Source organism: Acidovorax sp. LjRoot38 (assembly GCF_964252975.1).
In the GTDB taxonomy this organism is placed as follows: Bacteria; Pseudomonadota; Gammaproteobacteria; order Burkholderiales; family Burkholderiaceae_C; genus Acidovorax; species Acidovorax facilis.
The window spans coordinates 138,614-156,984 of record NZ_CAXUPT020000013.1 but is presented as its reverse complement, the minus strand read 5'-3'; the positions used below and the strand labels follow the sequence as shown (position 1 = coordinate 156,984).

At 67.6% G+C, this 18,371-nt stretch carries 18 protein-coding genes; 7 read left to right on the top strand and 11 right to left on the bottom strand.

The window, feature by feature from the left end; genetic code table 11:
* Window positions 1–64: 64 nt before the first annotated feature.
* Window positions 65–2,758: a chemotaxis protein CheW gene (locus ACSQ22_RS21020; protein ID WP_436131453.1), complete on the top strand. Its 2,694-nt coding sequence runs from the start codon at window positions 65–67 to the stop codon at window positions 2,756–2,758.
* 43 nt (window positions 2,759–2,801) lie between these two features.
* Here ACSQ22_RS21020 and recX read toward each other — a convergent pair whose 3' ends face one another.
* Both recX and recA read right to left on the bottom strand, forming a co-directional pair.
* A complete protein-coding gene (recX, locus tag ACSQ22_RS21015) occupies window positions 2,802–3,281 on the bottom strand; it encodes a recombination regulator RecX (protein WP_436131452.1) in 480 nt (159 codons plus the stop codon).
* Window positions 3,282–3,363: 82 nt separating this feature from the next.
* Window positions 3,364–4,440: a recombinase RecA gene (gene recA / locus ACSQ22_RS21010; RefSeq protein WP_121422935.1), complete on the bottom strand. Its 1,077-nt coding sequence runs from the start codon at window positions 4,438–4,440 to the stop codon at window positions 3,364–3,366.
* A gap of 141 nt (window positions 4,441–4,581) precedes the next feature.
* Here recA and ACSQ22_RS21005 point away from each other — a divergent pair, with 141 nt between their 5' ends.
* Entirely contained in the window at window positions 4,582–5,094 is a 513-nt protein-coding gene (locus tag ACSQ22_RS21005) for a MarR family winged helix-turn-helix transcriptional regulator (protein WP_436131451.1), read from the top strand.
* Window positions 5,095–5,100: 6 nt separating this feature from the next.
* On the opposite strand, the gene ACSQ22_RS21000 is transcribed toward ACSQ22_RS21005, so the two are convergent.
* From ACSQ22_RS21000 to ACSQ22_RS20990, 3 genes are all read right to left on the bottom strand, one after another.
* Window positions 5,101–5,628: a Clp protease N-terminal domain-containing protein gene (locus tag ACSQ22_RS21000; RefSeq protein WP_436131450.1), complete on the bottom strand. Its 528-nt coding sequence runs from the start codon at window positions 5,626–5,628 to the stop codon at window positions 5,101–5,103.
* Between the two features lie 15 nt (window positions 5,629–5,643).
* Window positions 5,644–5,874: a helix-turn-helix domain-containing protein gene (locus tag ACSQ22_RS20995; protein ID WP_121421570.1), complete on the bottom strand. Its 231-nt coding sequence runs from the start codon at window positions 5,872–5,874 to the stop codon at window positions 5,644–5,646.
* A gap of 70 nt (window positions 5,875–5,944) precedes the next feature.
* Entirely contained in the window at window positions 5,945–6,922 is a 978-nt protein-coding gene (locus tag ACSQ22_RS20990; RefSeq protein ID WP_436131449.1) for a LysR substrate-binding domain-containing protein, read from the bottom strand.
* A gap of 108 nt (window positions 6,923–7,030) precedes the next feature.
* Here ACSQ22_RS20990 and ACSQ22_RS20985 point away from each other — a divergent pair, with 108 nt between their 5' ends.
* Both ACSQ22_RS20985 and ACSQ22_RS20980 read left to right on the top strand, forming a co-directional pair.
* Window positions 7,031–7,996: a Bug family tripartite tricarboxylate transporter substrate binding protein gene (locus ACSQ22_RS20985; RefSeq protein ID WP_121421568.1), complete on the top strand. Its 966-nt coding sequence runs from the start codon at window positions 7,031–7,033 to the stop codon at window positions 7,994–7,996.
* Between the two features lie 121 nt (window positions 7,997–8,117).
* Window positions 8,118–9,047 (top strand): N-formylglutamate amidohydrolase, encoded by a 930-nt coding sequence (locus tag ACSQ22_RS20980; RefSeq protein ID WP_436131448.1) that lies wholly within the window; start codon window positions 8,118–8,120, stop codon window positions 9,045–9,047.
* Between the two features lie 29 nt (window positions 9,048–9,076).
* Here the strand turns inward: ACSQ22_RS20980 and ACSQ22_RS20975 are convergent, their stop codons facing one another.
* From ACSQ22_RS20975 to ACSQ22_RS20965, 3 genes are read right to left on the bottom strand one after another with little or no spacing between them, the layout of a single operon-like run.
* The gene (locus tag ACSQ22_RS20975) at window positions 9,077–10,267 is read right to left on the bottom strand and encodes a serine hydrolase domain-containing protein (protein ID WP_436131447.1); all 1,191 of its coding nucleotides are present in this window, start codon (window positions 10,265–10,267) and stop codon (window positions 9,077–9,079) included.
* A gap of 50 nt (window positions 10,268–10,317) precedes the next feature.
* Window positions 10,318–11,733 carry a sensor histidine kinase gene (locus ACSQ22_RS20970; protein WP_436131446.1) on the bottom strand — a complete coding sequence of 472 codons (1,416 nt, stop codon included), beginning with the start codon at window positions 11,731–11,733 and terminating at the stop codon, window positions 10,318–10,320.
* A complete protein-coding gene (locus ACSQ22_RS20965) occupies window positions 11,730–12,386 on the bottom strand; it encodes a response regulator (protein ID WP_436131445.1) in 657 nt (218 codons plus the stop codon). The genes ACSQ22_RS20970 and ACSQ22_RS20965 overlap by 4 nt, the downstream gene beginning before the upstream one ends.
* Window positions 12,387–12,504: 118 nt before the next feature.
* Here ACSQ22_RS20965 and ACSQ22_RS20960 point away from each other — a divergent pair, with 118 nt between their 5' ends.
* From ACSQ22_RS20960 to ACSQ22_RS20950, 3 genes are all read left to right on the top strand, one after another.
* Entirely contained in the window at window positions 12,505–13,179 is a 675-nt protein-coding gene (locus tag ACSQ22_RS20960; RefSeq protein ID WP_055394601.1) for a response regulator, read from the top strand.
* Between the two features lie 232 nt (window positions 13,180–13,411).
* Window positions 13,412–14,863, top strand: a complete 1,452-nt coding sequence (locus ACSQ22_RS20955) for a sensor histidine kinase N-terminal domain-containing protein (protein ID WP_426305592.1) — start codon at window positions 13,412–13,414, stop codon at window positions 14,861–14,863.
* 107 nt (window positions 14,864–14,970) lie between these two features.
* Window positions 14,971–15,972 (top strand): MBL fold metallo-hydrolase, encoded by a 1,002-nt coding sequence (locus tag ACSQ22_RS20950; protein WP_436131444.1) that lies wholly within the window; start codon window positions 14,971–14,973, stop codon window positions 15,970–15,972.
* A 45-nt stretch (window positions 15,973–16,017) separates the two neighbouring features.
* Here the strand turns inward: ACSQ22_RS20950 and ACSQ22_RS20945 are convergent, their stop codons facing one another.
* Genes ACSQ22_RS20945 through ACSQ22_RS20935 form a run of 3 tightly spaced genes read right to left on the bottom strand, consistent with a single transcriptional unit; the run spans window position 16,018 to window position 18,264 of the window.
* Window positions 16,018–16,755 (bottom strand): SPOR domain-containing protein, encoded by a 738-nt coding sequence (locus ACSQ22_RS20945; RefSeq protein ID WP_436131443.1) that lies wholly within the window; start codon window positions 16,753–16,755, stop codon window positions 16,018–16,020.
* Between the two features lie 46 nt (window positions 16,756–16,801).
* A complete protein-coding gene (locus tag ACSQ22_RS20940) occupies window positions 16,802–17,665 on the bottom strand; it encodes a biotin--[acetyl-CoA-carboxylase] ligase (protein ID WP_436131442.1) in 864 nt (287 codons plus the stop codon).
* Window positions 17,662–18,264 carry an SET domain-containing protein gene (locus ACSQ22_RS20935; protein ID WP_426305588.1) on the bottom strand — a complete coding sequence of 201 codons (603 nt, stop codon included), beginning with the start codon at window positions 18,262–18,264 and terminating at the stop codon, window positions 17,662–17,664. The genes ACSQ22_RS20940 and ACSQ22_RS20935 overlap by 4 nt, the downstream gene beginning before the upstream one ends.
* Between the last annotated feature and the right edge of the window lie 107 nt (window positions 18,265–18,371).

Below are 18,371 nucleotides of genomic sequence, written 5' to 3'. Positions count from 1 at the left end.
AGCTGATTCCAGACCGCTGACCACGCCAGGCCCACTGGCGCACGCCGTATGTTTGGGGGGGCTGATGGGTTTTCCATTGTCTTATGACATCGTGGCGCCGCAGATGCGGTCGCTGCAGAAGCTCGAAGCTGCGTTGCAGCGCCTGGATCTTCGCTGGGAGGTCATCGACACCACTGCACGCATCGTGTGCCCGGGCGAGGCGGCGGGTTTCCTGCATACCCTGGACCAGACGCGTACCGCGTTCGCTACGCTGGCCCAGGAGATGGTGGAGCACATTGCCACCACCCACCTGAGCAACCGTATGGTCGACCTGGCGTCCCGCGCCCAGGTGGCCATCGATATTCTGGTGCGCAACCTTTTCGAGCGCACGGCCGATGTCGGCTTCATCGCCACCGATGGACCGCTGGTGGCTTTTGTGGAGGCTGCGGCAGTCCAAGGCGACCCCGATGCCGCCACGCTGCTGCGCCAGCGGTTGCAAGAGTACCGCGCCAAATACACCGTCTATGACGACATCCTGCTGCTGGATGACTGTGCCCATCCGTTGCTGGGCCTGCAAGACCGGCCGGTGACCGAGGCCTTGGTTGTGCAGGAACCCTCGTGGTGGCGGGGTGCGATGGACAGGCCCGGTTATGGCGAGCACTACGGTGCCTCGGACTGGTATCCCGGCGAAGGCGATCTGCTGCTGTATGCGCACCGCGTTGTATCGGCGCAGGGGCGCGCCTGCGGGGCCGTGGTGCTGCGCTTTGGACTCCATTCCGAGCTGGAGTCGATCTTTGCCGACCTGCGCGACCCCGAGGACCGCGTGGCGCTGCTGCTCGTGGATGGCAGTGATCGTGTCATTGCGTCCAGCAAGCCCGCTGAATTCTCAATGGGCGAGGTCGTGGTCACTGGCTCTCTGCAGTCGCTTGACGCCCGCCCCTGCACCCACCGGGGCCACGACTACCTGGCGCAGGCGCGCACCACCCGGGGCTACCAGGGCTACCAAGGCCTGCCCTGGCGGGCGGTGGCGCTGGTGCGGCTGGATGCGGCGTTCAAGGGCGAGCAAGGTATGCAGGAGTCGGCAGGGGGCGGTGGCGCGCCGGCGACGGCTGAGGCAGCGCGCATGGAGGTGGACGATCCCATGCTGCGCGCCATTGTGGAACGCGCCCGCGCCATCGAAGAAGGGCTTACCCGCGTGATCTGGAATGGCAAGGTGGCCGAATCGGCAGTGAGTGCAGGCTCGTCGATCCATGCCGTGTTTGACCAGATCGGGCGCACGGGCAAGGACACCATTGCCGTCTTCGACGGTGCCATCCAGGAACTGCGCGGACTGCTGCTGGCAGGGCGCCGCGCCGAGATGAAGGCCCATGCGGGCCTGGCGGTCCGCATCATGGACCGCAACCTCTACGAACGCGCCAACGACTGCCGCTGGTGGGCGCTGTCCGAAGAACTGGCCCATGCGCTGGGTGACATCCAGGCGCGGGGCGCGCCCGGGCAATCCGCCGCTGCAGCACAGCGCGCGGCACAGATCCTCGCGCACCTCAACAGCCTCTACACGGTGTACCGGCGCGTGGCGCTGTTTGACCGCCAGGGGCTCGTGGTGGCCGTGTCCTGCGATGCCAACACGCTGCCCGCCGACCTGCAGCTGGATGCCGACCTGGTCCGGCGCACCCTGGCCTTGCAAGGTTCGCAGGCCTACGCCGTGTCGCCCATGCAGCCCCAGGCGCTGGCCGATGGCTTGCCCGCCTATGTGTACTGCGCCGCGCTGCGCGCTGCGCCGGGCGGCCCGGTGGTGGGCGGCATCGCGCTGGCCTTCAACTGCGCCACCGAGCTGAAGGCCATGCTGCGCGACGCACTGTCGCAGGGCCAGGGCATGCGCGGCTTCTTCACCGATGCGCAGGGGCGCGTGCTAGCCAGCGCCGACGAGGATGGCATGGATGCCGCTCAGGGCGGTGCGCGACCTGTATTGCCTTTTGTGGCGGATATTGCACGGGCCGCAGTGCCACCAGCGGCTGCAGGGCGGCAGCCCGGGCAAGGCGCAAGAACGTCCTCTGCGGCGACTGCGTCGGTCCTGCCCGCCACCGCGCAGCGCGTGCACTGGCAAGGGCGGGACTATCTGGCGGGTGTGGCGGTCAGCACCGGATACCGGGAATTCAAGCGCGACGATGGATACCGAGAACCCGTGTACTCCGTATTGCTGATGCCCGTGCAGCCCGCCGTGGCCAGCGGCGGTGCCCTGGCCTTGCCGCAGTCATCTGTGCAGGGGGCGGGCGGCAATGTGCGCCGCTATGGTGTGGTGGCCTGTGGCGCCCTGCTGCTGGCCATTGACAGCATGCACGTGCAGCAGGCCATCTCGGCCGTGCGCCTGGTGCAGGTGCCGGGCCCGGCGCAGCTGGCCGGCATGCTGGAGATTGCCCACGAAGGCGGCACCCGCATGGCGCCCGCCTATGACGCCTGCCGCATTGCGGGCCTGTCTGCATTGGCCGACCCTCGGCGGGCCGTGGCGGTCGTGGTCAAGAGCCAAGGCCGCCCGGTGGTGCTGTTGGTGGAGCGTCTGGTGGGCGTGGTGTCGCAGGACAGCGTGCACCCTGTGCCGGGCAGCGTGTCCGCACATGCCCCATGGATCACGGGCATCCTGAGCGACCGAGGCTCGGGGCAGGCCATCGTGTATGTGGTGGACCCCAATGGCCTGGATGCCCGGTGGGTACCCTTGCCACCCGAGGTGCTTGCGGCACCCTCAGCCAGCAGTACCTCTGCAGAGTTGACAACACAGCGCTGACCGGGGCTGGCCTGGCCTAGCTTGCGGACGCTGCCCGGTTGGGTCAGGTGGCGCAAGGGTTCTCGTCATTCGTGTCGCCGTCCGTATCGCCACCAATGGCTTTCTGGATGGCATGCATCGTGAAGCCGCGTGCCATCAGGAAGCGGACCTGGCGCGAGCGTTCTTTCATGTCCAGCGGCACCTGGCCAAACTTGCGCTGCCATACCTCTCGGGCACGCTGCACCTCGGTGGCCAGCAGCGGGGCCGTGGCCTCGCGCACCAGCTCATCGGCCACTCCCCGGTTGCGCAGTTCCCGAACGAGGCGGGCTGCACCCAGGCGGGGGCCACGGCGGTGCACCAGGGATTGGGCCGCGCGCTGGTCGCTCAGCCAGTCCTGCTCCACCAGCAGGTCCAGCAGGGCGGCCAACTCCTCGGGGCTCTCTGCATGGGGCGCGAGCTTGGCGGCCAGCTCGCTGCGGGAATGCTCCCGCTGGCTTAGCAGGCGCAGGGCCCGGCCCTTGAGCGAGAGCGTGGTGAATCCCATGAATCTATTTGCTTCAAATTTGATAGCTATTAGCGCTCGCCAATCAAGCGCTAGCAGCCAATTTTTCTTGAAACTTCGGAGTTCACTCGTCCGCAGTGGCGGCAGGGGCCTGCAGTGCGCCAGGCAGCAGCGCAATGCCCAGGCCTTCGCGCACCTTGTTCTCGATCTCGCGGGCGAGGTCGGGGTTCTCGCGCAGGAACTCACGCGCGTTGTCGCGGCCCTGGCCGATTTTTTCGCCGTTGTAGGCGTACCAAGCACCGCTCTTTTCCACGATCTTGGCGGTCACGCCCATGTCGATGATTTCGCCCTCGCGGCTGATGCCCTCGCCGAACAGGATGTCGAACTCGGCCGTCTTGAAGGGTGGGCTCACCTTGTTCTTGACCACCTTGACCTTGGTTTCGTTGCCGATGGCTTCGTCGCCCTTCTTGATGGTGCCGGTGCGGCGGATATCCAGGCGCACGGAGGCATAGAACTTGAGCGCGTTACCGCCGGTGGTGGTTTCGGGCGAGCCGAACATCACGCCGATCTTCATGCGGATCTGGTTGATGAAGATGACCATGCAATTGGTCTTCTTGATCGTGGCGGTCAGCTTGCGCAGCGCCTGGCTCATCAGGCGGGCCTGCAGGCCGGGCAGGGCGTCGCCCATCTCGCCTTCGATTTCGGCCTTGGGCGTGAGCGCGGCGACCGAGTCCACCACGATCAGGTCCACGGCGCCGGAGCGCACCAGGCTGTCCACAATTTCCAGCGCCTGCTCGCCGGTGTCGGGCTGGCTGATCAGCAGGTCGGACAGTTGCACCCCCAGTTTCTGGGCGTACTGCACATCCAGCGCGTGTTCGGCATCCACAAACGCGCAGGTACCGCCCAGCTTCTGCATCTCGGCAATCACCTGCAGCGTGAGCGTGGTCTTTCCCGACGATTCCGGGCCATAGATTTCGACCACACGGCCACGGGGCAGGCCGCCCACGCCCAGCGCGATATCGAGGCCCAGCGAGCCGGTGGAGACAACCTGGATGTCCTCGATCACCTCACCTTCACCCAGGCGCATGATCGTGCCCTTGCCAAACTGCTTCTCGATCTGGGCGAGCGCGGCGGCCAGGGCCTTGGCCTTTTCGGTGTTCACGGGCAATGCGGGGTTGGTGCCTTTGACTGCGACGTCCATGAGAAACTCCTTGAAAAACAACAGGTTGGATGTTTGCACTGCTCTGCGATTAATCACAGGCTGGATGCTTGAACAGTAGTTTATGCGAGCTGTTGCAAGGTCTTCAAGGATAATTTAGTCAGTTTGCCTGACAATTCGGTGATGCCTGATTTGCCCCTTCCATCCCCTGCCGAAGACGGCTGGCGCCAGACCCACCTGGGTCGCCTGTTCGGCCACGCCATGCGGCGTTTTGACGCGCGCGTGCTGCAGCTCATGGCGCGCAATGTGGAGGTGCCGCTGGCGCTGTCCAACCTGGCGGCGCGCGACCAGGTGACGGCCGCGCATGTGCACATCACCCGGCACCTGGCCTTGCAGGGCGACCGACTGACCGACCTGGCCCAGCGCGCGGGCATGACCAAGCAGGCCATGGCCAACCTGGTGGATCAGTGCGAGGCCTGGGGCCTGGTCACGCGCGAGGCCGACCCGCTGGACGCGCGCGCCCGCCGCGTGTGTTTTACGTCCACGGGGTTGGCCTGGCTGCAGGCGTTTCGCGATGCTGTGGCGCAGGCGGAGGCCGAGTTCCGGGCCGAAGTGGGCCATGACGTGGCCACTGTGGTGGCGATTGGGCTGGAAGCCTATGCGGGCGGCGATGGGGCGGGCATGTTGATGCGCTGAACCCGGCTAGTCGGCTGTACCCGTTGCGGTTGCTGTTGCCGTTGACACCTGGGCCTGCGCCACTGCCACCAGCTGGTCAGCGTCAATGCCCATGGCACGCAGCGTGCGTGCCGCCACGCCGTGCGGCATGGTGGCCACCGCTGCCACCACGTGGGCGCCCAGAAGGGGGCCGCCCTGGCTCTTGCGGGAGCGCGCCAGCGTCTGCATGACCTCCTGGCCCGATGGCTGTGCCCGGTAGAGGCCCGGGGCCGGTGGCGCGAGGGCTGGCGCCTGCGGCAGGGTTGCATCCAGCCCCACGCTGCGTAGCGCATCGCGGTACTGCTGCTCGATCGCATCCCGCACGGCGGCGGGTGCGACGCCCACGCTCTCCAGCGCACGCCGGGCCGACCCATCGGGAAGGTCGATGGCGGCCAGCAAAAAATGCTCTGCCCCCGGTGCGGCTTGGCCGCTTGCGCGGGCATGTGCCTCGGCGCCGGTGCACAGGCGGCTCAGGGTGCGCATGCTCTGGAAGCGGTGCTGCAATTGGCGAAACATGGTGATAACTCCTTCTCAAGAACGGGGGCGCTGTGGGGCCTGGGGCATGTGGGGTGACAGGCGCTTGTGCGCTGCCTGCTTGCTCACGCCCAGGGCCTGGGCAATCTGTGCCCACGACCACCCTTGCTCCAGCGCCGCAGCCACGGCGGCGGCTTCCAGCCGGTCGGCCATCAGCCGCAAGGCGACTACGGCAGCCAGCGCGGCCTCGGGGTTGTCGGGTGAGGGGAGTGCGGGTGGCGCTTGCATTCGTCAACTATGGTTGACGAATATCTCTCTCGTCAACCCATGTTGACGACGGCCTGTCGTCAGCAAGGCGTCACCGCGGAGCGAGCGCGATCGGCCCGGCACCCGGTGTGGGTGGCGAAAGCACTGTCTCACCCCCGGGCGACTCACACGCCAGCAACCACTGTCGAAAGCACTGCAGCGCCTGCAGCTGCGTGCGGCCCTCGGGGTAACAAAACCAGTAGCCCATGTCGCTGCGGAAGCCGCCGCGCAGCGGATGGTCGGCAAGGGGCTCGCGCACCAGGCCCGCCGTGATTTCATCCTGCACCAAGCAGCGCGGTACCAGCGCCAGGCCCATGCCGGCCATCACCGCGCGGATCATGGTCTGGAACTGGTCGAACTGCGGCCCGGCCAGCGGGTCGATGAGGGACTCCACCCCGTGTGTCTCGCTCCAGCGCAGCCAGGCCTCGGGCACCGTCACGTGGCGCATCAGTGTGTGGTGGGCCACATCGCCTGGCGTGTCGATGGTCCAGTCGGCCACGCGGGTGCGCGGGGCGATCAAGGCGACCTCATTGCCCGTGATGTAGTGCGCGTGTGCGCCGGGCCAGTGGCCTTCACCGAACAGGATGGAGCAGTCCAGCTCGGGCCGCTCGAAGTCGTAGCTGTGCACGTAGGGCACGAAGTGCAGCGTGACCTGCGGGTGCAGCTGCTGGAACTGCGGCAGGCGCGGGATGAGCCACTTGGCCGCAAACGTGGGCAGGCTGGACAGGTGCAGCGCCCCGCCACCATCGTCGCTGGTGATCAGCTCCAGGGTGGCGGCCTCCAGCTGCGCCAGCACCGCGCGCACGGCTTTCTCGTAGCGTTCGCCCGCGGGCGTCAGCGCCAAGCGCTTGCGGCTGCGCTCAAACAATGCCACGCCCACCCAGCCCTCCAGCTCCTTGACCTGCTTGCTGACCGCGCTTTGCGTGAGGTGCAAGGCCTCGGCAGCGCGCGAGACGCTGCCAAACCGCGTGACCATGGAAAACGCGCGCAACAGGTGCAAAGGGGGCGACAGCCGACGAAGAGAGGACATGGTTGCTGGATTTAATCATTCCACAATGGAATGTTATCAGGCGTATCCATTGCTTGGCGGTTGTGTATGCCTCACTTAACCTTGTGGCTCCTTATAGGAGAAGAACCCATGCAACGCCGTCACATGCTCTCAGCGCTGGCCGCTGTATCTTTCGTTCCTGGAATGTCCTTGGCGCAAGAGGTCAAGCCTCTGCGTATCATCGTGCCTTTCCCCCCCGGCGGGGCTACCGACATCACCGCCCGCAGCTTGCAGGAGTCACTGGCCCGCATCCTCAAGCAGCCCGTGGTGCTGGAAAACCGGGGCGGCGCAGGCGGCTCCATCGGCATGGCTGAAGTGGCGCGGGCCTCTGCGGACGGTTTGACCCTGGGCGTGGCCACGCTGTCCACCCACGGCGTGAACCCCGCCGTGTACAGCAAGCTGCCTTACGATCCGATCAAGGACTTTGTGGGCGTGACCGAGATTGTGAAAGCGCCCGGCGTGGTGGTGGTCAACCCGGCCGTCCTGCCCGTCAAGGACCTCGCCGAGCTGGTGAGCTATCTCAAGGCCAACCCCGGCAAAGTGGCTTATGCCACTCCGGGCAACGGCACCATCGGACACATGTGGGGCGAGCTGTTCAAGCGCAGCGCAGGTGTCTCCATGGTTCACATCCCTTACCGCGGTGCGGGTCCGGCCATCAACGACGTGCTGGCTGGCCAGGTGGGGGTGTACTTTGACCAGGTGGCTTCCTCGCTGCCCCACATCAAGGCTGGAAAGCTCAGGGCGCTGGCCGTGTCGTGGCCGGTGCGGCTGGAAGTCCTGCCCGATGTGCCCACCTATGCTGCGGTGGGCTACAAACAGGCCAACGAGCCCTCCTGGTTTGGCATGGTGGCCCCGGCGGGGACGCCCGCCGCGGCCATAGACCGCATCCAGCAGGCCGTGGCCCAGGCCCTCAAGGAACCTGCCGTGCGCGAGCGCCTGGCGGGTCAGGGCCTGTACCCCTCCGGTACAACCTCCAAGGAATTCACCGCACAGATCGCCCGTGAGATCGAGAAAATGAAGGGTGTTGCCGCCTACGCCAAGGTGGTGCTCGATTGAACCCACACCGGGCCCGCGGGCCCGGCGGCCATAGCCGGGGAAGACCGTCACAGGGATAACCATGGTCTTCGCCCGGTCTGGACGGCTAGGCCAGCCGCCCCATTTTGCGCACACTCTGCCTATGCATTCAGCCTTGAAACTGATCCACCACCGCTTTCAGCACGCCCAACCGGGAGTCACCGGTTCACCCGGGCAGGCCACGCAACCATCTGCCACCGTCACTGCGGTGTCCGGCAGTACACCGCTGGTGCTTGACTCTCCCCACAGCGGCACTCAGTACCCCGCCGACTTTGGCTCTGCCCTCGCTTTGGCCACCCTGCGCCGTGCGGAAGACACCCACGTCGAAAAAATCTACGCCTTTGCCCCGGCGCTGGGCGTGGCCTGGGTCGAGGCCCACTTCCCCCGCATCTACCTGGATGCCAACCGCGACACCACCGAGCTGGATACCAGCCTGATCGACGGCGAATGGACCGACCCTATCTCCACCGATCCCAAGGTGCTCAGCAAGGTGCGCCTGGGCAAGGGCCTGATCTGGAAGTTCACCGACGAGGGTGAGCCCATCTACCACCGCCAGCTCACCGTGGCCGAAGTGCGTGCGCGCATCGACCAATGCTGGCGCCCCTACCACGCGGCAGTGGCCCAGGCCATCGATGCCGCCCATGCACGCCACGGCTACAGCATCCACCTCAACTGCCATTCCATGCCCGCCGTGGCCGGGCGTTTTGCCACCGAGTTTCCGGGCCTCGAACACGCCGATTTCGTGGTGGGCGACCGCGACGGCACCACGGCCAGCCCTGCGCTGTCCGCACTGATCTGCGATCACCTGCGCGCGTGCGGCTACAGCGTGGAATACAACCACCCCTACAAAGGCGTGGAGCTGGTGCGCCGCTATGGCAACCCTGCGCAGCACCGGCACAGCGTTCAGGTCGAAATCAACCGCAAGCTCTACATGGACGAGCGCACGCTGGCGCAGGTGCCCGAGGGCATGGCACGGCTGCAGGCCGACCTGCAGGCGCTGGTGCGCAGGCTGCTCGCGCACGATCCGCGCTGACGGGGGCGAGTCGCTTTCAGAAACGCTTCTCAGGCCAGCAGTACAGAAACGCTTTCGTACAGCAGCGCGATGCTGTCCTCGGTGGCGATGTTGCTGTGCGCAAAGGCGGCGCGCGACCCGTCCATGGCCACCAGCGACAACGCCTGAAACCCGCCGGTTTCGCCCGTGTGCAACAGCCAGCCTGCGCCCTGCATGGCGTGCGTGATCCACCCCAGCGCATAGCGGTTTGCAGGAGCGCGTGCCAGCTCTTGCAGCCCCTGCAGGTAACTGCGGGGCAGGGGCGTGGCGTCACCCCTGAGGGCGTGCAGGTGCCATTGCAGCCACAGGGCGTCGTCCCGCGCGGTCAGGCTCACGGCGCCGGCTGGGTTCAGGATTTCCAGCCATGCGCGCTCGGGCGCCCCGGCCAAGCTTTGGGGCTGTAGTTGCCCACCTTCCAGTGCATGGCCTGCGGGCTGGTCGCTACCCCTTCGCAAAGGCTCGCCGACGAACAGGGAGATGCCCAGCGGCTGGGCCACGCGCTGGCGCAGCAAGTCTGCCCAGTCCTGCCCCGTGGCGGCGCGCAGCATGCGGGCCGCAAGCGCATAGCCAGCGTTGGAGTACGCAAAATCCGGGTCGGCCCCCGTGCCCCGGACAGGGGCCTGGCGCAGCAGCCACTGCAGGAAGAAGTCCTCCACTTCGGCGGGCTCTTGCAGTCGGGTGAGCACGTCGGTGCCCACTTCGCCGAGGAACATCGCCACATCCTCCGGCTTGTTGAATGCCATCACGCCCGCGCGGTGGTCCAGCAACTGCCGCAGCGTGACGCCCTGGTAGGCGGGCAGGGCCTCGCGGGCCAGGCCGGGCAGCGTCTGCGCCAGCGTGCTGTCCCAGCGCAGCAGGCCCTGGTCCACCACGCTGGCGGCCACACACGCCGTCATGGCCTTGGTGTTGGAGCCAATTGCCATCAGGTCGCCGCGCTCCAGCGCGGCGGTGCCGCCCAACCTGCGCAGCCCGGCCACCGCCACCTGGGCGCGCGTGGAATCCGTCCAGCCGGTGGCCGCACCCACAACGCCTTGGGACACCAGCTTGCTGGCCTGGGACTGCAGGCGCTCCAGCAAGGCGTCAGCGCCATCGTCGCTACCGCCGCCACAGGCTGTCACCAGGGTGCCCAGGCCAGCTGCGGCCAGCCAGCGGCGACGAGAAAGGATGGCGCCGCGCGCCGCAAGGAAATTCAGGAAGTTCATGGCATCTCGCAAAGAAAAGATGCCCGATTGTTGGAACGCGAACCTTGGGCCTACCCAAAGGTCTCAGCTGGCCAGCGCAGCGTGAAGCCCACGCCCCGGCCATGCAGGCCCGTGCCGACAGTGACCCGCCCGCCCAGGTGTCCCATGGCCTGCTGCGCGATGGTGAGCCCCAGGCCGGAGCCGCTGCTGCGCGCGCGTGGCGAACGCCAGAACCGCTCGAAGACCCGTGTCTGCTCGCCGGCCTCGATGCCTGGGCCGTCATCGGCAACCCAGACCACCACGTCGCCACCGTCCTGGCTCACGCGCAACTGCACCTCATGCCCGGCGCCCGGTCCGCAGCCATGCTTGAGGGCGTTGTCCAGCACATTGCCCAGCGCCGACCACAGCAGCTGGCGGTCAAAGGCCAGCACCCAGGCATCGGGCCCTTCGAGCAACAGCTCCACGCCCGTCTCGTCCGCCCAGCGCATGCGCTGCGCCAGGCAGTCCTGCAGCAAGGCCATCAGGTCCTGCCGTTCGGCGCTGGGGGGCGGGGCTTCCTCCAGCGCAGCCAGCGTGAGCAATTGCTCGCTCAGGTGGGCCGCGCGCTCAACGGCGTGCATCAGCGCCTCAGAGGCCCGCGCCCGCGCGGGGCCCTCGGGCGCCTGGAGAAGCACGTGGGCCTGGGTGGCAATGACTGCCATGGGCGTGCGCAGCTCGTGGGCCGCGTCGTGCACAAGCGCCTTCTCACGTGCCAGGTGGGCGCGCAGTCGGTTGAGCAGGTGGTCGAATGCCTGGGCCAGCCCGCGCAGTTCGCGCTGGGGGGGCAGGTCCTGCAGGGGGCGCAGGTCGTGGGCAGAGCGCGCCGCGATCTGGGCACCCAGCCGCGCCAGTGGGCGCAGGCCCGTGCGGACGGCCAGCCACAGCGGCAGTCCCACCAGGGGCAGCGCCAGCAGCACCGAGGCCGCGAGGTCTTCGCCCATGAAGCTGAGCAGGCGCGCGTCGGACAACAGGGGCTCTGCCACCAGCACGCGCCACGCGCCCGAGGTTTCCCACGCGGCCCAGTGCGGGCGCCCCGCAATCACCATCTTGGCGTGGCCGGACGGGCCGGCCAGGGCCACGGCGGGGAGGTCGGCGGCGCTGCTGTGAAACAGCAGCCCGTGCGTGTCCTGCAGCTGCAGCACGACTTTCTCGCCCTGCAGCAGTTCCACGTCCAGGCGCATGGCGTTGAACGTCTGTGCCGTGCCGCGCACCAGCGCGCGGGCTTCCACCGGGTCGGGCATGGAGGCCAGCGGCACTGCCAGCCCCTGTGCCAGCTGGCGCACGCCCGGGTTGGTGCCCATGGTCTCGTAGTGGGTGTAGGCCATCTGCGCCAGCAGCACCAGCCACACCAGCCCCATGGCTGCAATCAGCGCCAGCAGGGTGCGCCGCGTGAGGCTGGGGCCCCACCAGCGGTTCCATGCGCCGTGTGCAAGGACAGGCCACTTCATGGCTGCAGCCGGTAGCCCACGCCGCGCACCGTGACCACGCGCTGGGCGCCAATCTTCTTGCGCAAGTTGGAGATATGCACCTCCAGCGTGGCGGCGTCCAGCGCATCGCCCAGCGGTTCGAGCCGCTGGGCGAGCACGTTCTTGGCGACCACGGTGCCGGGCTCGCGGGCCAGTTCCACCAGCAGGCGGAACTCGCGCGGCGACAGGGCCAGCAGGGCGTCGCCCTGCCAGGCCTCATGTCGCCGGGGCGCAATCCGCAGTGTGCCCAGTGTCCATTCCTCGCAGGCCTGGCGGGCGCTGCGCCGCAGCACCGCGTGCAGGCGCGACAGCAGCTCGGGCACGTGAAAGGGCTTGAGCACATAGTCGTCCGCACCGGCGTCCAAGCCGTCTAGCCGGTCCTGCAGCGCCGTGCGGGCAGTGATGACGATCACGGGCACCGCGAGCCCCGCGCGCCGCCAGTGGCGCAGCAGCGCCATGCCCTGGCCGTCGGGCAGGGTCAGGTCCAGCAGCACGGCGGCAATCTCGTTGGCGTCTGGCACGGGCGGCGTGGCGGCCACGCTGCGCAGCCATTGCACCGTGAAGCCCTCCAGCTGCAGGGCCTGCAGCAGCGCTTGTCCCAGGTCCAGATCGTCTTCAATGAGCAGGATGTGCATGGCGGTGATTGTCCCCGCCCAAGCTTGCACGAAACCAAAGACCAGGCGGGAGCCAGACGCCTAAAATCACAGCACAGGCGCGGCACCAGACCGCCGCCACCTCACCAGGAGACAACGCATGCGCATTCTCATTGCCGAAGACGACCAGGTGCTGGCCGATGGCCTGCTGCGCACCCTGCGCGCCTCGGGAGCCGTGGTGGACCACGTGGCCAGCGGCACCGAGGCCGATGCAGCGCTCCTGACCAACAACGAATTCGACCTGCTCATCCTGGACCTGGGCCTGCCCAAGATGCACGGGCTGGAGGTGCTCAAAAAGCTGCGCGGCCGAGGCTCCGCCTTGCCCGTGCTCATCCTCACCGCCGCTGACAGCGTGGAAGAGCGTGTGAAGGGCCTGGACTTTGGCGCCGACGACTACATGGCCAAGCCCTTCAGCCTGCAGGAGCTCGAAGCCCGCGTGCGCGCCCTCACGCGGCGGGGAATGGGCGGCACCAGCAGCGCCATCAAACACGGCCCGCTGGTGTATGACCAGGCCGGCCGCGTGGCCACCATCGACGGCAAGATGATCGAGCTGTCGGCGCGCGAGCTGGGCCTTTTGGAGGTGCTTCTGCAGCGCGCGGGCCGCCTGGTGAGCAAGGAACAACTGGTGGAGCGCCTGTGCGAGTGGGGCGAAGAAGTCAGCAACAACGCCATCGAGGTCTACATCCACCGCCTGCGCAAGAAGATCGAAGGCGGCCCCATCCGCATCGCCACCGTGCGCGGCCTGGGCTACTGTTTGGAAAAGATTCCAGGTTGATATGAAGCACCCCCTGAGTCGCTTCGCGCCTTCCCCCTCTCCTTCGGGAGGGGGACGCACCCGGTGGCCTGGCGGAGCCAGTTCCACGGGTGCATTGGCGTTGGCCGCGTCAGTTGCACATGCTGTGGACGGACATGACGTGCCGATTGAATACTTTAAAAATGATAGCTACTAGCGCTTGATAGATAAGCGCTAGAGGCCAATTTCATTCAAAACCGCCACGGCGAACGCCTTGAAAATATTCCAGCGAGAGCAGCGATCCCTGTTCGGCGAAATCCTCGACTGGATGCTCACGCCGCTGCTGCTGCTGTGGCCCGTCAGCCTGGCGCTGACCTGGCTGGTGGCGCAGGGCCTGGCCAACAAGCCGTTTGACCGGGCGCTCGAATACAACGCCCACGCCCTTGCCCAGCTGGTGGGCGTGGCGGGCAACAAGGTGCAGTTCAACCTGCCCCAGCCTGCCAGCGAGATCCTGCGGGCCGATGAGTCCGACATCGTCTACTACCAGGTGCTGGGCCCCGGCGGGGAGTTCCTCTCCGGCGAGCGCGAGCTGCCCGAGCCGCCCGCCGACGAGGTGCCCATGTCCGGCGAGGTGCGCCTGCGCGACGGCGAAATGCGCGGTATCGAGATCCGCGTCGCCTACATCTGGGTGCGCCTGCCCTTGCCAGATACCCCCGTGGCGCTGGTGCAGGTGGCCGAAACGCGCGAAAAGCGCAGCGTGCTGGCCACCGAAATCATCAAGGGCGTGATGCTCCCGCAGTTCGTGATCCTGCCGCTGGCCGTGTTGCTGGTGTGGCTGGCGCTGGCGCGGGGCATCCAGCCGCTCAACCAGCTGGAGCAGCGCATCCGCGCGCGCAACCCCGACGACCTCTCCCCGCTGGACGACCGCACGGTGCCGCTCGAAGTGGCGCCCCTCGTTGCCTCGGTGAACGACCTGCTGCAGCGCCTGAACGACTCGCTGGCCACGCAAAAGCGCTTTCTGGCCGATGCGGCGCACCAGCTCAAGACGCCCCTGGCAGGCCTGCGCATGCAAGCCGACCTGGCCCAGCGCGAGGGCACCAGCACCGAGGAACTCAAGCGCTCGCTGCAGCAGATTGGCCGCTCCAGCATCCGCGCCACACACACCGTCAACCAGCTGCTGGCGCTGGCGCGCGCCGAGGGCAGCGGCGTGGGTTTTGCGCGCCAGCCCTGCGACCTGGCCCGGCTCACCATCGAGGTGGTGCGCGACTCGGTGCCCCGCGCCCTGGAAAAACACATCGACCTGGGCTACGACGGTGCAGAGCCGGGCTCGTCCGGCGTGATGCTCGACGGCAACCCCACGCTGCTCAAGGAACTGGTGCGCAACCTGGTGGACAACGCCCTCAACTACACCCCTTCCACGCCCGACAAGCCGGGCGTGGTCACGGCCCGCGTGCTGGCCGATACGTTTGGCCATGTGCTGCTGCTGCAGGTCGAAGACTCAGGCCCCGGCGTGCCCGAGGCCGAGCGCGAGCTGGTGTTCCAGCCGTTCTACCGTGCGTTGGGCAGCGAGGCCGACGGCTCCGGTCTGGGCCTGCCCATCGTGCTGGAGATTGCGCGCAAGCACGAGGCGGAGGTCACGCTGGAGGACGCACGCCCGGGCCAGCAGCCGCCGGGCGCGCGCTTCAGCGTGCGTTTTGCCGCGCGCGATGAGGTGGCGGGCGGCTGAACAGCAACGCCCGAATACGGGCACACCGCAGGGGCGATTGCACTACACCCCACCGCCCCGCACCCGGCTGCGGCATCATGCGACCTCTTTGACCCGAAGCTGCCACCATGCCCCCATCACCCAGCCGTTTTGCCAACACCCACCCCGGCGTCGTCATTGGCAACTTCCCCTGGTACGAGATGGTGTGGCGCTCGCTGCGCGGCGATTTCAAACCCCGCTCGGACCCCGCCGGGGGCTATGAAGTCTTTGCCCGGCAGTGGAGCGCGCCCGTGGACCACGCGCGCCTGGCGCAGCGCCCGCAGGCACCGGTCGTCACCTGGCTGGGCCATGTGTCCATCCTGCTTCAGGTGGCAGGCCTGAACGCGCTCATGGACCCGACACTGTGCGGCTTTGCCGGGCCACTCGGCCGCTTTGGCGCACCACGCCGCGTACCGGCACCGCTGACCCCCGAGCAGCTGCCGCCCATCGACGTGGTGCTGATCTCGCACAACCACTACGACCACCTGTGCTACGGCACCTTGCGCCGCCTGCGCGACGCGGGCCAGTCGCCGCGTTTTGTGGTGCCCCGGGGCTTGGGAGACTGGTTCACCCAACGCGGCATGGGCCCCGTGACCGAGCTGAACTGGTGGGAACACACCGACATCGCCCCGGGTGTGCGGGTGCACTTCACGCCCGCCCAGCACTGGAGCCGCCGCACCCCATGGGATACCAACGCCTCGCTGTGGGGCGGCTACGCGCTGGAATGGGCGCGCCCGAACGCTGGGGACCCCTGGCGGTTTCTGTTTCCGGGCGATACGGGCTACAGCGACGACTTCAAGGCCATCCGCCAGCGCCTGGGGGCTGTGGATTTCCTGGCCCTGCCCATCGGCGCCTACCTGCCGCGCGATTTCATGAAACCCATGCACGTGAACCCCGAGGACGCCGTGCAGCTGATGCTGGATGTGGACGCCAAGCAGGCCATGGGCGTGCACTGGGGCACGTTCATGCTGACGCAGGAGGCGTTTGACCACCCGCCGCGCGACGTGGCCGCAGCGCTGGCGCAGCGCGGCCTGCCGCAGGACCGGGTCTGGCTCATGCGCCACGGCGAGACGCGCGCCGTCCCGATGTGACAACCGGCGGCGCAAGCGATGGCCCCGCCATCGCAGCTGCTGCCGTTACGCGCAGTTGCGCAGCGTCTTGCCCGCCATGGCGCTGCGCAGCGCGTCGAACTGCGGGCGCAGTGCGTCGGTCACGGCGGGCAGGCGCAGCGTGAAGCCGGGGGACTCGGGCCGCTCCTGGATCACGCGGGCCGTGCGCACGCCCTTGTTGCCCAGGTTGGCCAGTTCGCGCTCTGCGGCCTCTTTGGACGAAAAACGGCCGAGCGAGAGGCCGTATTCCAGTGTGCCGCCAGCCCGGTCGTGGTCTACCTTGCGGGCTCGCAGTTCGGCGCGTTTGCGGTCCAGCGTTTCCAGGTCTTCAAAGCGGCCCATGTAGACCATCCAGCGGCCCGGGATGGGCGTGGGCTCCAGCAGCCAGCTGCCCGGCGGCAGGTTGGCGGCGGCGGTACGCAGGGCGTCGGCCTGGCGCTCGTCAAATACACCGGCCTGCAGGCATTCGGCGGTATCGGCAGGGGGTGGGGAGGAAGCGGCGGAAGACGCCACGTCGGCCGATGCGGTGGCCGTGCCGGGGGTGGAGGGAGAGGGTGGGGGGGAGGACGAAGAAGAGGAGGAGGAAGAGGTTTTGCTGGGGTTCACACGCAGGATCTGCAGCGTCTCGGGCCGGATCTGCTGGTTCATGCGCTGCGGCTCAGTCTGTTCCTCGGGGGCAAAGCCCCAGTCCTTGAGCAGCCCTTGCGACCACGCGTAGTAGCCCGCGTTGGCCAGCAGCAGTGCGATCACGGCAAGACGGAGCATGGAGCGCGGCCTTTCAGGAACATCGAGATCAACAAAGGGAGCTTCTTCACACCGGAGGCACCGCAGTGGGCCGCACGCTGATTTCGGAACTCGTGATGGCTTGCATGCCGCCCGCAGTGTGCACCAGCAGTGCGCCATCGTCCCCCACGCCGTGCGCCGTGCCGGTGTGGCCGTCGCTCAGCGTCACGGCCCGGCCCTGCAGCACATCGCGGGCTGCAAAGCGGGGCTGCATGGGGCCAAAGCCGTAGCCCTCGAACGACTGCAGCATGGCCACCAGCGCGGGCACGATGCGCAGCAGGGCGGAGGGGGCGTCCAGGCCGGGCTCTACGTCCTGCAAGCTGCCGGGCGGCATGCTCATGCCCTCGGCGCTGCGCGGCAGCACGTTGATGCCGATGCCCACCACCACATACCGTGCGGTGCTGGCACTGGCTGTTGCAGCAGAGGCCGCCTGGGGCGCCACAAAACTCGCAGTCTCCACAAGGATGCCGCCCAGCTTGCGGTCACCCGCCGCGCCGCCCAGCCAGAGGTCGTTGGGCCACTTGAGCCCCACGCGCGCGGGCTGGTCGGCGCCCAGAGCGGGCAGCACAGGCTGCAGGCTTTCAGCCACGCTCACCCCCACAGCGAGCGAGAGACCCGACCAATCCTGCGGCGCCAGCGGCAGCCCCAGCGACATCATGAGGGAAGCCCCCACATCGCTTTGCCACACCCGCCCCAGCCGCCCGCGCCCGGCGGTCTGCTGCTCGGCCACCAGCAGCGTGGGCTCGCACTGGCCGTTGCGCGCGCGGCGCATCAGCTCGGTGTTGGTGGAGTCGATGGTGGGCAGCACCTCGACGGTAAAGCCCGGTAACAGCGGTGACACTGCTTCCCAGATGGCCTCGGCGGGCCAGCGGATGGGGGAGGCGGCGCTCACTGGCTTCGGCCCCGCGGCTTGGTGGTTGAAGGCGCTTTGGGGGCTTTGGCTTTTTTGGCGGAAGACTTGGCTGGAGAGGGTTTGGATGGTGGCAACGGCACCGGTGGTGCCCAGCCACGCTTGGGCGCCAGCAGCGTGCCCCGGCAGTTCTTGCTGCCGCACCAGCAGGGGTATTCGGCCTTGAGCTTCTTGGTGTAGCGCTCTTCGATGATCAGGCCATAGTCGTAGTTCAGCTCTTCGCCCGCCTTGATATTGCGCAGCGCGGTGATGAAAATGCGGCCGTCCCGCTCGTCGGCGTAGCAGTTGGGGTTGCAGCTGTGGTTGATCCAGCGCGACGAATTGCCGCCGAACTTTGCGTCGATCACGTGGTCTTCATCCACGTGAAAGTAAAACGTGTGGTTGGGTTGCAGGGGGTCGTGCGGGTGCCGGTCCTGCGCTTCCTGCCAGCCAATCACTTCGCCCGTGTACTCCACAAGGACTTCGCCTTCCGCAATATCCTGCACGGCAAACACGCCCTTGCCATGGACGCCAGAGCGCCGGGTCTGGATGCGGCGGCCCGGTGCAAGGGTGGGGGCGGCAGGCGATGCGGAGCGGGGCATGGCAAAAACTCTGTTAACTTGATAGTGCACACATGTGTGCGTGCGCGTGTATGCGTGTGCATGCGCGTGAGACCCGAATTGTAGAAGCGCCCGGAACCCGGGCAACC

Coding starts and splice junctions, on each gene's coding strand:
- ACSQ22_RS21020 (WP_436131453.1), top strand. CDS start 65: ATGGGTTTTCCATTGTCTTATGACATCGTGGCGCCGCAGATGCGGTCG.
- recX (WP_436131452.1), bottom strand. CDS start 3,281: ATGGGATTCACCACGCTCTCGCTCAAGGGCCGGGCCCTGCGCCTGCTA.
- recA (WP_121422935.1), bottom strand. CDS start 4,440: ATGGACGTCGCAGTCAAAGGCACCAACCCCGCATTGCCCGTGAACACC.
- ACSQ22_RS21005 (WP_436131451.1), top strand. CDS start 4,582: ATGCCTGATTTGCCCCTTCCATCCCCTGCCGAAGACGGCTGGCGCCAG.
- ACSQ22_RS21000 (WP_436131450.1), bottom strand. CDS start 5,628: ATGTTTCGCCAATTGCAGCACCGCTTCCAGAGCATGCGCACCCTGAGC.
- ACSQ22_RS20995 (WP_121421570.1), bottom strand. CDS start 5,874: ATGCAAGCGCCACCCGCACTCCCCTCACCCGACAACCCCGAGGCCGCG.
- ACSQ22_RS20990 (WP_436131449.1), bottom strand. CDS start 6,922: ATGTCCTCTCTTCGTCGGCTGTCGCCCCCTTTGCACCTGTTGCGCGCG.
- ACSQ22_RS20985 (WP_121421568.1), top strand. CDS start 7,031: ATGCAACGCCGTCACATGCTCTCAGCGCTGGCCGCTGTATCTTTCGTT.
- ACSQ22_RS20980 (WP_436131448.1), top strand. CDS start 8,118: ATGCATTCAGCCTTGAAACTGATCCACCACCGCTTTCAGCACGCCCAA.
- ACSQ22_RS20975 (WP_436131447.1), bottom strand. CDS start 10,267: ATGAACTTCCTGAATTTCCTTGCGGCGCGCGGCGCCATCCTTTCTCGT.
- ACSQ22_RS20970 (WP_436131446.1), bottom strand. CDS start 11,733: ATGAAGTGGCCTGTCCTTGCACACGGCGCATGGAACCGCTGGTGGGGC.
- ACSQ22_RS20965 (WP_436131445.1), bottom strand. CDS start 12,386: ATGCACATCCTGCTCATTGAAGACGATCTGGACCTGGGACAAGCGCTG.
- ACSQ22_RS20960 (WP_055394601.1), top strand. CDS start 12,505: ATGCGCATTCTCATTGCCGAAGACGACCAGGTGCTGGCCGATGGCCTG.
- ACSQ22_RS20950 (WP_436131444.1), top strand. CDS start 14,971: ATGCCCCCATCACCCAGCCGTTTTGCCAACACCCACCCCGGCGTCGTC.
- ACSQ22_RS20945 (WP_436131443.1), bottom strand. CDS start 16,755: ATGCTCCGTCTTGCCGTGATCGCACTGCTGCTGGCCAACGCGGGCTAC.
- ACSQ22_RS20935 (WP_426305588.1), bottom strand. CDS start 18,264: ATGCCCCGCTCCGCATCGCCTGCCGCCCCCACCCTTGCACCGGGCCGC.